A 14493-nucleotide genomic window follows, 5' to 3' on the forward strand; every position below is an offset into this window, starting at 1 on the left:
GCGCCAGCCGCAATCACTACAGGAGGCTCGGTGACTCAGCGCGATGTAGCGCAACGGGACGGGAATCGCCGGGGTTCGGGCGCGCGCGCTCAGGTCGCTGAGCAGTTCGCGCGGTATCGGGCACACAGTTCGGCGGATGCGCGCTTCGACGAGTGCGGTCGCCCGACCACGGGGTACTACGACGAATTGGTCGACGGGCGCGGGCGGGTGCGGTCGATGTGGTCGGAGCTGTCGGCCGACTTCATCGACCAGGGCGTCGGTGGGATCGATCGGATCGATCACCGGGTACGCAGGCAGATCGAGGACGACGGTGTCACCTACACCGAGGTCGGCCTCGGCGGCGATACCGACACCGCGATCCCGCAGCCGTGGCGCCTCGATCCGATTCCGCTGTTGGTTTCCGCCGAGGACTGGACCCACCTGGAATCCGGGCTGGTTCAGCGTTCGCGGGTACTCGACGAGGTACTCACCGATGTGTACGGCCCGCGCAGGCTGCTGAACTCGGGTCTGCTGCCGCCGGAGGTGGTATTCGGCAGCACCGGGTATGTGCGGGCCGCGCACGGCATCACGATCCCGGGCACCCACCAGTTGTTCCTGCACGCATGCGACATCAGCCGGTGGAGTGACGGGCAGTTCCGGGTGCTGGCCGACTGGGCGCAGGCACCATCGGGCGCGGGGTACGCCCTGGCCGATCGCCGCGTGGTGGCCTCGGCGATTCCCGAAGCTTTCGAGCACGCGGGGCCGCGACCACTGAGCCCGTTCGCGCGGGCCATGCGGTTGATGCTCGAGGAGGCGGCGCCCGAACTGGCCGATGGGGAAGAGCCGGTCGTCGTCGTGCTCAGCCCGGGTTCGCATTCCGAAACCGCCTTCGACCAGGCCTATCTCGCGCAGATGCTCGGTTTTCCGCTGGTGGAGAGCTCCGATCTGGTGGTGCGCGACGGCGCGCTGTGGATGCGCTCGCTCGGCAGCTTGGAACGGGTCGATGTGGTGCTGCGGCGCGTCGATGCCGAGTTCTCCGACCCGCTGGATCTGCGTCCCGATTCGCGGCTCGGGGTGGTCGGGCTGGTCGAGGTATTGCGCCGCGGGGCGGTGACGGTGGTGAACACCCTCGGTAGCGGGCTGCTGGAATCGCCCGCGCTGAGCCCGTTCCTGCCGCGCATCGCCCGCTCTGTGCTCGGCGAGGAGCTGCTGCTCGACGCGACCCCCGCCTACTGGGGTGGCGACGATACCGAGCGCGCGCATATGGTGTCGCACGTCGGTGACCTCGTACTCCGCTCTGCCGTCGACGGTTCGACGATCTTCGGACCGAGCCTGTCGGCCGCCGAACGCGCCGACTTCGCCGCCCGGATCGAGGTCGAGCGGTGGAAGTGGGTCGGGCAGGAACCCGCCGAGTTCTCGGTGGCGCCCGCGGTCGACGGGCCTGCGGGGTTGGCGCCCGCGCCGGTGGGCATGCGATTGTTCTCGCTGGCCAGGCGGGGCGGCTACACGGCGATGACGGGCGGACTCGGCCAGCAGCGCATGCGGCTCGAACCGACCCGCAGCGTGATCAAGGTGGCCGCCAAGGACGTGTGGGTCCGCGCGGCCCCGGCCACTGTTCCCGCGGTGGGTTCCGAAGCGCCGCACGAGGAACGGTTGCGCAGGGCGGTGCCGGTCGTCGAGGCGATCAGTTCGCCGCGCGTGCTCAACGACCTGTTCTGGATGGGCCGCTACAGCGAACGCGCCGAGGCGGTGGTTCGCCTGCTCGCCGCCACCCACGACGTCTACCAGGACTACCGCTACCGCCCCTGGCTCGACGGCGCGGAGGCACTACCGATCCTCATGCGCGCCCTGTCGATCACCACGGGCACGGTCGCGCCACAGTCGGTGCTGCCCAACGGAATAGGCCAGTTGGTGTCCGTGCGGTCCGCCGATTCCGTTGCGAAGTCCTCGAATCCAGATGTCGAAGAACATGATTCGGCCGCCGATGGCGAAGGCTCGACTCGCGACTCAACGGACACACCGTCGGCCCGATCCTCATCGAACGACGAAACATCAACGAACGCATCACCTCACGACTCGGCATTTGATCTGGAGGCATCACAGTCGGAGGGGCAGACCCAGTCCGCAGGGCAGGGGCAATCGGCTGGGCAGAGCCATTCCACGGGGCAGAGCCAGTCGGCGGGACAGGGTCAGTCGGCCGGGCAGAGTCAGTCGGCCGGGCAGAGCCAGTCGGCCGGGCAGAGCCAATCGGCTGGCCAGAGTCAGTCGGCTGGGCAGAGTCAGTCGGCTGGGCAGAGTCAGTCGGCTGGCCAGGGCCAGTCGGCCGGGCAGAGTCGGTCCGTGGGGCCGGGTCAGTCCGCAGGGCCAGGTCTGTCGGCTGGGCAGGATCTGACCGGCGCGGAGGGGGTAGAAATCGACTCCGAGGATGACGAAGCGGAGGCGCCGTGGGAGCGGGCGGGGACCAGTGCGCTGGCTCGTGCGCTGCGCACCACCGGTGTCACGCCCGAGCGTGGGGCGGAACCGGTGCCGGGTCCTGAGCCCGAGCCCGAGCCGCTTCTCGCGCGGTCGCGGCAGTCGCAGGGGCAGTTCACCCATCGTGCGATGGATTCCAGTGGTCAGGAAGGGGTGGCCGCGCGGCGGGCGGTGGCTGGTGCTTCCGCCGAGGGGTTCCAGTACCTGGCCTCGTTGACCGGGGATCGGGAGTTGTCCGGGTCGCTGTCGTATGCGGTGGACCATTACGGGTCCGCCGCGCGGGGGGTGCGCGATCAGCTGTCCGGTGACACCTGGATGGTCGTCGGTGCTGTCGATCGCGCGCTGGCCGAATTCCGCAGTGCCAGTACCGAACAGGAGACGGCGCTGTCGGCGGTGCATTCGCTGACGCTGGCGGCGTTGTTGTCGCTGTCGGGGATCGGCGCGGAATCGCTGGTGCGCGACACCGGCTGGTACGTCATGGATATCGGCAAACGGATCGAGCGTGGGCTCGCCGTGACATCGCTGTTCAATGCCGCGCTGGGGCGCAAGAGTACGGCCGAGGTACAGGGTGTGGTCGCGGAGGCGGTGCTCACCGCGACCGAGTCGGCGGTGAGTTACCGTCGCCGCCACCGTGGTTCGGCGCACGTGGCCGCGCTGGCGGGGCTGCTGCTGTTCGATCCGGGCAATCCGCGTTCCCTGATCTATCAGCTCGACCGTCTCGAGACCGACTTCCAAGCGCTGCCGGGCGGTTCCGGCGCTTCGCGTTCGCAGCGCCTGCTCGCCGATGCCCAGCGCATGCTGCGCCGCGTCGACCCGGCCGACCTGGAACACGCCGACGACGACGGCGTCCGCACCGAGCTGGTGGAACTGCTGGAGGGGGTGCACTTGCGATTGCGCAAGCTGGCCGAATCGTTCGAAACCACCAAACTCGCTGTACCGCTGGGAATTCAGCCCCTGTGGGGCAACACAAGGATGGTCGGATGAGCTGGCGATACGCGGCTGTACACCGCATCGGTGGCAACACGAGGATGGTCGGATGAGCGGGCGATACGCGGCAGTACACCGTTTCGGTGGCAACACGAGGATGGTCGGATGACCCGGCGATACATGGTGGTGCACCGCACCACCTACAGCTACTCCGCCGAGGTGACCAGCTCCTACGGTCGCGCCTATCTCACCCCGCGCGAATATCCGGGTCAGCGACTGCTCGAACACGAGATCTACATCGACCCGGTGCCCTCGGACCGCTCGGCGGGCACCGACGTGTACGGCAACACCACCACGTACTTCCATGTGACCTCAGAACACCGCAACCTCGAGGTCACCGGCGAATCCCTGGTCGATGTCGACGGCGAGCACCCCGAGACGCTGCCGGGCGCCGACATGCCGTGGGAAGCAGCACGTCCCAACACTGCCACCGGCCCGCTCGCGGTCGAGTTCACGCTCGACCTGCTCCCACCCGAGATCACCCCCGACGTCATCGACTACGCCGCGGAGAGTTTCCCACCGAACAGGCCACTGCTCGAAGCCGTCACGGAGCTGAACACCCGCATCCACAACGACTTTCAGTACCGATCGGGCTCCACCACGGTGAGCACGAGCGTGGCCGACGTGTTCGCCGCCCGCGAAGGCGTGTGCCAGGACTTCGCCCGGATCGGCGTGGCCTGCCTGCGCTCCCAGGGTCTGGCCGCCCGCTACGTCTCCGGTTATCTAGCCACCGATCCGCCCCCGGGCAAAGAACGCATGGTCGGCGTCGACGCCACGCACGCCTGGGCCGCGGTGTGGTTGCCCGACACCGACGACACCGACCGCACCGGCCGCTGGATCGCCTTCGACCCCACCAACGACCAATTCGCCGACGAGCGTTACGTGACGGTGGCGTGGGGCCGCGATTACCAGGATGTTCCGCCGCTGCGTGGCATCATCTACACGGACTCGAAGCAGTCGACGATCAAAGTCTCAGTTGATGTAGCCCCGATTGATGTAGCCCCGATGGAGGTGTAAGTCCGTGCGTGATTTCGTCTGTCCGAATTGTGGTCAGCAGCTGGCATTCGAGAATTCTGTCTGCCTGTCGTGTCGTAGCGCACTGGGTTTGAGCCTCAGTGAGCGGGCGCTGGTGGTGATCGGTGTCCCACCCGGCGACGAACCGATAGATCACGTGGCGGGTGTCGTGGACAGTGATCGCTTCCGCCTGTGCGACAACCTGCATGTGGCGCAGTGCAATTGGCTGGTCGACGGTGACGCGTCCGGCCCCGGTCTGTGTGTCTCGTGCAAGCTCACCAGGACTCGGCCCAACAATTCCGACAAAGTCGGGCTCGTCGAGTTCGCCGAAGCCGAGAAGGCCAAACGGCGATTGATCTTCGAACTGGTCGAGCTGGGTCTGCCGATCGTCGGCCGGGAGGAAGACCCAGAGCAGGGACTGGCCTTCGATCTGTTGTCCAGCCGCACCGACGATGTGATCACCGGCCATATGAACGGTGTGGTCACCCTCGACCTGGCCGAAGCCGACGACCCGCATCGCGAGCAGTTGCGCGTCGAGATGGCTGAGCCGTATCGCACGCTGCTCGGTCACTTCCGGCACGAGATCGGGCACTACTACTTCCCCGTGCTCGTCGCCGAGGACGCTGCGCTACAACGCTTTCGCGAGCTGTTCGGCGACCCCTTCGCCGACTATCAGGAAGCGCTGGACCGCCATTACTCGCAGGGCGCGCCCAAAGGCTGGAAGAGCGACTACGTCTCCTCCTACGCCACGATGCACGCCGCCGAGGACTGGGCCGAGACCTTCGCTCACTACCTGCATATCCGCGACACCCTCGATACCGCGGCGGCGTTCGGTATCGCGCCCGCCGGCGCGACGCTGGACCGTCCGCAGATCGGGCGGGCCGGGTTCGACAAGATCATCGAGCTCTGGTTGCCACTGACCTGGTCGCTGAACATGGTCAACCGCTCGATGGGCCGCGACGACCTCTACCCCTTCGTGCTGCCCGAGCGGGTGTTGGAGAAGATGCGCTTCGTCCACGAACTGTGCAACAGCAGTCAGGCCGCTGTGCCGGAGGCCATCGTGTAACGCGGCAACGCATTGTCGATTCAGCTGCGACAGGCGTCACAGCTGGCTATGCTGCGAGCTTGAGACTGACGCGTCTCAATCCGGTCGACAACCTCGGCTCGGAATGCTCGATGAGAAGTGTGTGGCTATGAACTCTCCACTGGTATCAGTCGGTCTGCCGTTGGCGCTGGCGGTGATCATGTTCGGCCTCGGGCTCTCGCTCACCGGCGCCGACTTCGCCCGCATCGCGAAGACGCCGCGCGTTGTCGCCATCGCGCTGGCCTGCCAGTTGCTGGTGCTCCCGGTGGTCGCGTTCGGGCTGGTGCTGCTGTTCGATCTCTCGCCGATCCTGGCAGTCGGCATGATGCTGCTCGCCGCCTCGCCCGGCGGGACCACCGCGAACCTGTTCAGCCACCTGTTCCGTGGTGACGTGGCGCTGAATGTGTCACTGACCGCGGTCAATTCGATCGTCGCGGTCGTCACCGTGCCGCTGGTGACCAACTTCGCCATCGGCTACTTCGAGCCCTCCGGCGAGGGCGGCACCGTCGGCTTGCAGTTGAGCAAGGTGATCCAGGTGTTCGCGATCGTGCTGATTCCGGTCGGCCTCGGCATGCTGGTGCGCCGCTGGTCGGCGGCGTTCGCGGACCGGATGGACAAGCCGGTGCGCATCGGCTCGGCGATCACCCTGCTGCTGGTGATCGTCGGCACCATCGTCAGCGAACGCGAAACGCTGGCCGACTCGCTCGCCGACGTCGGCGCCATCACCGTCGTGTTCTGCCTGATCAGCCTGGCAGTCGGCTACTTCCTGCCCCGCCTGCTCGGCGTCGCCGACCGCCAGGCCATCGCCTGCTCGTTCGAGGTCGGCATCCACAACAGCACCATCGCCATCACCATCGCGATCAGCGTCCTCGACAGCACCGAAATGGCCATCCCCGCAGCGGTGTACGGCGTGCTGATGTTCCCGCTCGCCGCACTCGTCGGCTGGCTCATCACCCGCAGGCAGGTGCCCGCCGAGGCAGCCGCGGAGTAGCCGGGCCGCAGGGTGATCGCGTCGGCTCAGGCGCGCAGGCGTTCCTTGCGGAGCCGCTCGACCTCGGGGAGGTCGAGGGGAGCCAGGTCGGTGGCCGGGATGCCGAGGGCCATGGCGATGAGGAGGTCGGCCAGTTCAGGGTTGCGGGCCAGCGCGGGCCCGTGCAGGTAGGTACCGAAGACCGAGCCCTGGACCACGCCCTCGGTGCCGTCGCCCACGCCGTTGCCGACACCACGGGTGACGCGGGCGAGCGGAGCGGCATCGGAGCCCAGAGTTGTTCCACCCCGGTGATTTTCGAACCCGGTGAGGGGTGCTCTGAGCCCGGGGAGCAGGGGCGTGGTGGTCACTTCGCCGATAGCGCGAACCTTTTGGGGCGCGGTGGTGACGTCGAAAAGGCTGACACCGTCGACCTTTTCGCCCGCCGAGGTCTCGTACCAGTTGCCGAGCACCTGGATGGCGGCGCAGATGGCCAGGACGGGGGCGCCCTTGGCGGCGGCCTGCTGGAGGCCGGGGTACTTCTGGAGGTGGCGGGTGGCCAGGCGCTGGGCCGAGTCCTCCGCGCCGCCGAGGGTGTAGATGTCGAAGGAATCCGGGACGGGATCGGCGAGGGTGATGTCGATGACCTCGGCGTCGTAGCCCCGCATCCGCAGGCGTTGCCGCAGGACAAGGGCATTGCCGCCGTCGCCGTAGGTGCCCATCACGTCGGGCAGGACGAGGCCGATACGAACGGTTGACTCGCTCATCTGCGGCCCTCCAGGTCACGGTTGAGATCGCGGAACGCGGTGTAGTTGGCCAGCACCTCGACGTGTCCGGGGGGACAGGAGGCGATGGCGCGCACGGGATCCGGGACGAGCGTGTGTTCGACGCCCGCGTAGGTGAGGCGCACGGCGAGGTCGGTGGCGCGTTCGCCCGAGGCGACCACCTGCACGCCCTCGAAGTGCTCGAACCGCACGTCCCACAGCCAGGACAGGTCCTCACCGTCGGGCACCTGACCGTTCACCGCGATCACCAGACCGGCCGAGGCCGGATCGATCATCGACAGCGCTTCCTGCCACCCCGCGGGGTTCTTGGCGAGCAGCAGGCGCGCGTCGTGCTCGTCCACGGTGACGGTGCGGTAGCGGCCCGCGATCTCGCGCACGGTGCCGGTGGCATCGGTTGCCTTCGCCGGTTCGGCGCCCATCGCGACCGCCGCGGCCACGGCCTGGGCCGCATTGCCGCGATTCGCGCGACCTGGCAGCGCCAGGTGCAGCGGAGACCGGAAACCTTCGGGGCCGCACAGATCTTCGCCTTCGAGCCACCAAACGGGTTGCGGGCGATGGAAATCGGCACCGGTCGAGCGCCAGTTCTCGCCCTCCCAGACGATCGGCTCGCCGCTGCGCGGACAACTGGTTGCGTCGACGGCCCAGCCGCTGCCCGCCGACACCCACACCACATTCGGGTGGTCGTAGGCGATGGAGGACACCAGCACGTCGTCACAGTTGGCGATGACGACCGCGTCGGGATGACGCAACAGCCCGGCGCGCAGTTTGCGCTCGATCATGTTGATCTCGCCGACCCGGTCCAGCTGGTCGCGGCTGAGATTGAGCAGGACGACGACGGCGGGGTCGAGCGCGTCGCTCACGTGCGGCAGGTGCAGCTCGTCGACCTCGATCGCGGCCAGCGCCACCCCGGGGTGCAGGCTGAGCGCGGCCACGATGCCCGCGTCCATGTTCGCGCCGTCGGCCTGGGTGGCGACAGCGCCGAGCGTGCCGAGCGCGGCGGTCGTCATCCGGGTGGTGGTCGATTTGCCGTTGGTGCCGGTGATCAGCACTGTTCGCCGACCGCGCCCGAGCTGCGTCATGATCGACGGATCGATCTTCAACGCGATCAGGCCGCCGATCATCGAACCCTTGCCGCGACCCGCCTTCTGCGAAGCCCACGACGCTGCCGCCGCTGCTCGCAAGGCCAAGCGCCCACGCACCGAGATATCTGCCACGCCGCGAGTCTATGTGCGCGGTGTTACGCGGTGTTACGCGCCGCATGCGGGAGGGTGTCACACGGTGTTGCGCGCACGTGGGAGACGGGTGTGACGTGCGGTTCGGTGGTCGCGGGTCAGGTGCGGTCGTCGAAAAGATTGGGTAGGCCGCGGGCGTAGCGGTCGGTGTCGATGACCCGCAGCGGCTCGAGTTCGGGGGTGCGGCGCAGGCGGAAACCACGGCAGCGCTGCGCGGGCGAGCCCGCCACGTCGAGCAGCGCGTTCACCGCCGCGCGGGCCGACTCGTTGGCGCCCTCCATGGTCGCCAGGTCGATGTCGGTGCGCACGTAATCGCCTGCGAGGAAGAGGTTCTCGATCGGACCGTGCGGCTCGGGCCGGGCATCCCACGAACCCGCGGTGTTGATGAGCAACGGGTCGGCATTCTCGTTGCGACTGCCCTGCCAGGTGATGCCCGGATCGAGAAACCAGGAATGGACGTCGGCGGGGCGAAGTAGTTGTTGGCGATCGTTGAGATGGCTGCTCAACTGCGCCCAGACTTCGCGGAAGATCTCCTCGTGGGTGCATGCGGTGGCGGGTTTGCCGTAGAGCATGCCGGGCGAATGCCAGTCGGAGATATCGATCGAGAGGCAATCGGCCACCGAACCGTCGCCGAAGGACGGCAATTCATCGGTCCACAACTGATTCTGGCTGATCGAAGTGAGTGACCAGGGCGAATCGACATAGGCCGTGTGCCCGCGCGAAATACGCAGTGGCGCACGGAAATAGATCTGTATTCCGTTCATCCAATCGACGAAGAGCCGATCCATCGCGGAGAATTCCGGTGCCACGGCGAGCACCTGCGACGACCACAGTTTTCTGGCCTGCTCTACCGGCAGCGCCACCACGAAATAGTCGGCCTCGACGGTGCGTGCGCCGGTGGCGTCGGTGATACGAGCGGCTCGAACGCGTCGGTCGCGCATTTCCAGTTCGCTGACCCGTGCGCCGATGTCGAAGCGAACGCCGAGGCCACGCAGGTGGCGCACCCACGGGTCGATCCAGGCGGTGTTGGTCGTGTTGTTGAGCACGCGGTCGAGGCCGCCGTCGTTGCCGAGGCCGAGCGGGTTGCCGAGGAATTGTTCGCCCATGCTGCCGATGGTGCGGGTGCTGGCCAGATCCTCCTTGGCGGCAACCATGATCGACGTCAGCGACCTGGACACGATCGCGCGGAATTCGTGCGAACGCTCGTGTCCGCGCACGAAGTCGTACCAGGAGGTGTGCTCCCACTGGCCGAACCGGCGGGCATCGCAGCTGGTGTTGAACACCATCAGTCGGTTGGCGAAGAACATCCCCTCCGCCGCCGACATCTTGGCGGTGGTGGTGATGGTGGCGGCTAGGGTTTCCCTGATCGAATCCGGGGTCGCCTGCGCGGCGGTGATGCCGTCGGGCAGGGCGAGCAGGATGTCGTCGCCGTCGCGACGCGAGAACCTGGCTTCCGGCACCGCGATGAGGTTGTTCCACACGCCGTCGGCGTTGCCGGGATACGGAATTCGGCGCATCGTGTCGGGCAGGTTCTGATAGAAGCCGGGGAAGAAACGAAACCCGTGCTCACCGGGCAGATCGGGCCTGCCGTCGCGGCCGGTGCCCGGTACGCCGACGCTGCGCGCTTTGCCGCCGAGCGCCCGCGCTTCGTACACGGTGACCTCGAACCCGCGCTCGGCCAACTCATGAGCGGCGGTGAGTCCGGCGACACCACCGCCGAGTACTGCGACCCGGCGGCCGGGTGGCGCGGCGAATCCCGGCGCTCCGGCAACGACCCCCGCCGATATCACCCCCGCTGCGACCGTGCCGCGAAGAATAGTCCTTCGCGAAACGGGCAACCGCTGTTCCGCCATACGCTGTTCCGCTGCCTTGCTCGAGTATTGCCTGGAATTTGCTCTTACTCTAGAGCGCGGCGAAGACCTGGCTGTATCGACCTGTGCGTCGTTCGCGAGCTCGAAACCGACCGGTCGCGCGGAAACGCATCGGGCGACCGGTCCACATGCTAGCCAGAGCTCGGGCGGCCGTGGGCTGAATTCGGACTCAGGCTCGCGCCAATTCGGCGGTGGGAGCGGGTGCGGGTGTCTTGCGGATGCCGCGGGTGGTCGTTGCCGCGAAGGCGCCCGCGATCACGATCGCCCCGCCGATCAGCGCCGCCACCGACGGCTCTTCGTCGAGGACCGCCCAGGCCGCGCCGATGCCGACCACCGGCACGAGCAGCGACAACGGCGCCACCGTGCCCGCCGGATAGCGGCTCATCAAGTAGGTCCACAGGCCGGATCCGCAGACTGTCCCGAGCAGGGCGATGTAGGCGAGCGCGGCCAGCGCGGGCAGACCGTCGGCGGAGAAGGCGGTACCGATCGCGCGGAAACCTGTTCCAGGCCCCTCGACAGCCATCGACAGCGCCAGCATCGGTAAGACGGGTACGACCGAGATCCACAGCGCGAGATGCATCGGGTTGTAGCCGGGGGAGTCGGTGCCAGCTTGGCGGGCGCCGATATTGCCGAAAGCCCAGCCGAGCCCGCCCGCCAGCGTCAGCAGGACCGGCAGCAGGGTGGCGTTCGCGAGTCGGTCGGCGCCGATGACCACCATGCCGAGCACGGCCACCGCAAGCCCGGCGATCTGCACCGGCCGCAACCGCTCGCGCAGTAGCACCGCGCCGAGCACCACCGTGAACGGGGCCGAGGACTGCAACACCAGGGATGCGAGACCGGTCGGCATGCCGACGCGCATCGCGGTGAACAGGAACGCGAACTGCAGGATGCCGAAACCTGTGCCGTAGAGCAGCAGCCAGCGGGTTCGCACCGCGGGACGCGGGATGAAGATCAGCACGGGGATCGCGATGACGGCGAAGCGCAGTGCCACGAAGAAGAAGGGCGGGAAATGGTCGAGGCCGATGCGGATGGCCAGGAAGTTCAGGCCCCAGAGCACGACGACGGTCAGTCCGAGCAGGCGGTCACGGGAGGTCACGCCCTTATCGTGCGGGTGGCTAAAGATCAGCACAATCGAATAAATATGGACGGATAACGTAGTTTTGCTTCATGTTCTCGATCGAGCGATTGCGGATTCTGCGCGAGCTGGCCGACCGCGGCACGGTCGCCGCCGTCGCCGAGGTGCTGTCGATGACGCCATCGGCGGTCTCACAACAGTTGAAGGTGCTGGCCAGGGAGGCCGGGGTCGCCCTGCTGGAACCGGACGGGCGACGGGTGCGGCTCACCGACGCGGGGCAGGCACTGGTGCTGCGGGCCGACGATGTGCTCGCCGCGATGGAGCGGGCCACCGCCGAAATGGCGCACTATCGGGGCTCACCTCGCGGACAGGTGCGGGTGGCGTCGTTCCCGTCCGGGGCCGCGTTGCTGCTGCCGCCGGTGCTGGCCGCGATGGCGGGCAGCGGGGTCGAGCTGGTCGCGGGTGACGAGGATCTGCCGCCGAGCGAGGCGTCGAAGCTGCTGGCCGACTACGACATCGTGCTCACCCATCGTGATGAACGCGCGCCGTCGTTGTCCGGGCCGCGGTTGTCGGCACAATTGCTGATGCGGGAGCCGATCGATGTCGTTGTCGCGCCGGATCATCCGCTGGCTGGGCGTTCTTCGGTGCGTCCGGAAGAACTCGCCGACGAGACCTGGGTGAGCGTGCGCGGCGGGTTCCCGGTCGACGACGTGCTCGAGTCCATCGCCACTGTCACCGGGGTACGGCCGCGGATCGCGCAACGGCTCAACGAGTTCCGGGTGATCGAAACGCTCGTGGTCTCCGGCTACGGCGTCGCGCTGATGCCGCGCTACGCCGTAGCCCACCCCGACCTGTCGGTACTACCGCTGGCCGGGGTTCGCGCGGCCCGGGTCTACGAGACCATCACCCGCCCGCAAGCGCACCGCAGCCCCGCCATCGCCACGGTGCTCGACGCCTTCGAGACCGCGGCGCGGGCGGTGACGGAACCGCACTGATCTCGGCGCTCCGGCGAGGACGCTCAGATCAGAACTGACCCGGCTGCTGGTAGGGCTGCCCCGGGTAGGGCTGGCTGGGCTGGTACTGCTGCTGTTGTGGCTGCTGGGCGTGGTAGCCGAAGTCGTCGGCGACCATCGCGGCCAGTTCGAGCAGGGCTCGACGGGTCGGCTTGCTCACCAGCTCGAGGTCGATCTCGGCGCCTTCGGCCAGGTGATCGTCGAACGGGACGATCTGCACGGCGCGGGTGCGGTCGAGGAACAGCTTGCGCAGCTGGTCCAGGTCGACCGTGGAAGCGCCACGGCGCGAAGCGTTCACGACGACGACCGTGCGTTCGACCAGCTTGCTGTAGCCGTGGTGGTCGAGCCAGTCCAGCGTCGCCGACGCGCTGCGCGCACCGTCGATCGCGGGGGAGGTGACCAGCACCAGCGAGCTCGCCATATCCAGCACACCCGACATCGCCGAGTGCATCAGACCGGTGCCGCAGTCGGTGAGGATGATGTTGTAGAACGACTGCAGGATGCCGATGGCCTTGCGGTAGTCGGCCTCGCTGAAGGCTTCCGACACGGCCGGATCCTGCTCGGAGGCAAGCACTTCCAGTCGGCTCGGAGCCTGCGAGGTGTGTGCGCGTACGTCCGAATAGCGGGTGATCTGCTGGTCTTCGAGCAGGTTGCGCACCGTCGAGCGGGTCTGGCGCGGCACCCGGTGGGCGAGCGTGCCCAGGTCGGGGTTGGCGTCGATGGCGATGACGCGGTCACCACGCTGGGAGGCGAAGGTGGAGCCGAGACCGACCGTGGTGGTGGTCTTGCCGACGCCGCCCTTGAGCGAGAGGATCGCGATCCGGTAATCGCCGCGCACGGGCTGGTTGACCCGCTCGCCAAGATCGCGGTAGACGACATCGGCCGCCGACTCACCCGGGTTGATCACGCCGCCGGACACCTTGTGCACAGCCTTGCGCCACCCGCTGCGCGGCGACTTGCGCGCACGCTTGAGCAGGTTCAGATCGTTGACCGAATGGCCGGGCTGGCCAGGTCCCTGCATGTGCTGCGGCTGGAACGGCTGCTGCTGCACCGGGCCGCCTCCCCACTGCTGGCCGGGCGGCGGACCCGCCGGACCCAGCTGGCCGGGGAACTGCCCCTGTTGACCGAGGAACTGCCCCTGTTGACCAGGGAATTGTCCCTGTTGGCCGGGGAACTGTCCCTGATGCTCAGGCTGCTGACCCGGAGGCATCCCACCCGGCATCGGCTGCTGGTACATCGGCGGCGGCGGAGGCGCCCAGCTGTAGATGGGCTCGGACTGCGGGCCCTGCTCGGGGGCGGGGAACTGCTGCTGCTGTTCGGGACCGGGGTAGGGCTGACCCTCGGCACCCGGATACTGCGGCTGTCCCTCGGCACCGGGGTACTGCGGCGGCATACCGGGGTGCGGCTGCTCACCGGTCGCGTGCGGACCCGGATAGGGCTGTTCGGCGCCAGGCTGACCCGGCGACCACGGCTGCTCGCCAGGCTGACTCGGCAACCACGGCTGCTGCTGCTCGGGGCCGTTCACCATCGGCTGCGCGTCACTGCTCTGGTACGGATCGGGCACCGAATACGGAGCGCCCTGCGCGAACTGGCCCGGCGGCGCGAAACCGGCCGGCTGGTAGACGGTCTGGTCGGCGAGGCCGGCATGGGCGGGCTCCGCGACAGGCTGCTCACCGGTCGACGGATCGCTTGCCTCACCGGTCGGCTCGGCGGTGGTGTCGGCGGGCTCGAGGTCGTCTTCGGTCGCGGTCTGCACACCGGAGGGACCGGACGCAGCTTCGGACGCGTCAGCCGACGGACTCTGCAGCCACGGCGGCGAGGTCGGATTATGGTCGTTGTTGGTCACAGTTCCCCCACTTGCTCGCTGAACGAGCAAGAAAGCTCGGCGCTGAATATGCCCCAAAACGCTAACACGGGGGCAATTTTCGCGCGCCGGGGGCAGGCGCTCTCACACCGTGCGGCGGATTCGAATGCGCCCAGCTCAACCGGCATATCCAGGACGAGGTCGGCCCTT

The 14493-nt window shown here is 67.9% G+C and carries 10 protein-coding genes; 5 read left to right on the forward strand and 5 right to left on the reverse strand.

Annotated elements, in window-relative coordinates; translation table 11 throughout:
- The first annotated feature begins 30 nt into the window (after positions 1 to 30).
- From ACLJPD_RS11140 to ACLJPD_RS11155, 4 genes are all read left to right on the forward strand, one after another.
- Positions 31 to 3435, forward strand: coding sequence for a circularly permuted type 2 ATP-grasp protein (locus ACLJPD_RS11140; protein ID WP_410871807.1), 3405 nt, complete (start codon positions 31 to 33; stop codon positions 3433 to 3435).
- A gap of 108 nt (positions 3436 to 3543) precedes the next feature.
- Positions 3544 to 4455 carry a transglutaminase family protein gene (locus ACLJPD_RS11145; RefSeq protein WP_410871808.1) on the forward strand — a complete coding sequence of 304 codons (912 nt, stop codon included), beginning with the start codon at positions 3544 to 3546 and terminating at the stop codon, positions 4453 to 4455.
- Positions 4456 to 4459: 4 nt separating this feature from the next.
- A complete protein-coding gene (locus ACLJPD_RS11150; protein WP_410871809.1) occupies positions 4460 to 5518 on the forward strand; it encodes a putative zinc-binding metallopeptidase in 1059 nt (352 codons plus the stop codon).
- A gap of 127 nt (positions 5519 to 5645) precedes the next feature.
- Complete coding sequence (locus ACLJPD_RS11155) at positions 5646 to 6527, forward strand: bile acid:sodium symporter family protein (RefSeq protein ID WP_410871810.1); 882 nt, start codon at positions 5646 to 5648, stop codon at positions 6525 to 6527.
- Positions 6528 to 6553: 26 nt separating this feature from the next.
- Here ACLJPD_RS11155 and ACLJPD_RS11160 read toward each other — a convergent pair whose 3' ends face one another.
- The 4 genes from ACLJPD_RS11160 to ACLJPD_RS11175 form a co-directional block, all read right to left on the reverse strand.
- Positions 6554 to 7270, reverse strand: a complete 717-nt coding sequence (locus tag ACLJPD_RS11160; protein ID WP_410871811.1) for a type 1 glutamine amidotransferase — start codon at positions 7268 to 7270, stop codon at positions 6554 to 6556.
- The gene (locus tag ACLJPD_RS11165) at positions 7267 to 8502 is read right to left on the reverse strand and encodes a MurT ligase domain-containing protein (RefSeq protein ID WP_410871812.1); all 1236 of its coding nucleotides are present in this window, start codon (positions 8500 to 8502) and stop codon (positions 7267 to 7269) included. Before ACLJPD_RS11165 ends, ACLJPD_RS11160 begins: the two co-directional genes overlap by 4 nt.
- Before the next feature lie 116 nt (positions 8503 to 8618).
- Positions 8619 to 10373 (reverse strand): FAD-dependent oxidoreductase, encoded by a 1755-nt coding sequence (locus tag ACLJPD_RS11170; protein WP_410871813.1) that lies wholly within the window; start codon positions 10371 to 10373, stop codon positions 8619 to 8621.
- Between the two features lie 187 nt (positions 10374 to 10560).
- Positions 10561 to 11487: an EamA family transporter gene (locus ACLJPD_RS11175; protein ID WP_410871814.1), complete on the reverse strand. Its 927-nt coding sequence runs from the start codon at positions 11485 to 11487 to the stop codon at positions 10561 to 10563.
- Positions 11488 to 11558: 71 nt separating this feature from the next.
- Here ACLJPD_RS11175 and ACLJPD_RS11180 point away from each other — a divergent pair, with 71 nt between their 5' ends.
- Positions 11559 to 12461 carry a LysR family transcriptional regulator gene (locus ACLJPD_RS11180; protein ID WP_410871815.1) on the forward strand — a complete coding sequence of 301 codons (903 nt, stop codon included), beginning with the start codon at positions 11559 to 11561 and terminating at the stop codon, positions 12459 to 12461.
- 28 nt (positions 12462 to 12489) lie between these two features.
- On the opposite strand, the gene ACLJPD_RS11185 is transcribed toward ACLJPD_RS11180, so the two are convergent.
- Positions 12490 to 14007, reverse strand: coding sequence for an AAA family ATPase (locus ACLJPD_RS11185; protein WP_410872010.1), 1518 nt, complete (start codon positions 14005 to 14007; stop codon positions 12490 to 12492).
- Positions 14008 to 14493 lie beyond the last annotated feature (486 nt).

The organism is Nocardia sp. A7 (genome assembly GCF_046549215.1).
GTDB lineage: Bacteria > Actinomycetota > Actinomycetes > Mycobacteriales > Mycobacteriaceae > Nocardia.

Coding starts and splice junctions, on each gene's coding strand:
- ACLJPD_RS11170 (WP_410871813.1), bottom strand. CDS start 10,373: ATGGCGGAACAGCGGTTGCCCGTTTCGCGAAGGACTATTCTTCGCGGC.
- ACLJPD_RS11145 (WP_410871808.1), top strand. CDS start 3,544: ATGACCCGGCGATACATGGTGGTGCACCGCACCACCTACAGCTACTCC.
- ACLJPD_RS11185 (WP_410872010.1), bottom strand. CDS start 14,007: ATGGTGAACGGCCCCGAGCAGCAGCAGCCGTGGTTGCCGAGTCAGCCT.
- ACLJPD_RS11160 (WP_410871811.1), bottom strand. CDS start 7,270: ATGAGCGAGTCAACCGTTCGTATCGGCCTCGTCCTGCCCGACGTGATG.
- ACLJPD_RS11155 (WP_410871810.1), top strand. CDS start 5,646: ATGAACTCTCCACTGGTATCAGTCGGTCTGCCGTTGGCGCTGGCGGTG.
- ACLJPD_RS11180 (WP_410871815.1), top strand. CDS start 11,559: ATGTTCTCGATCGAGCGATTGCGGATTCTGCGCGAGCTGGCCGACCGC.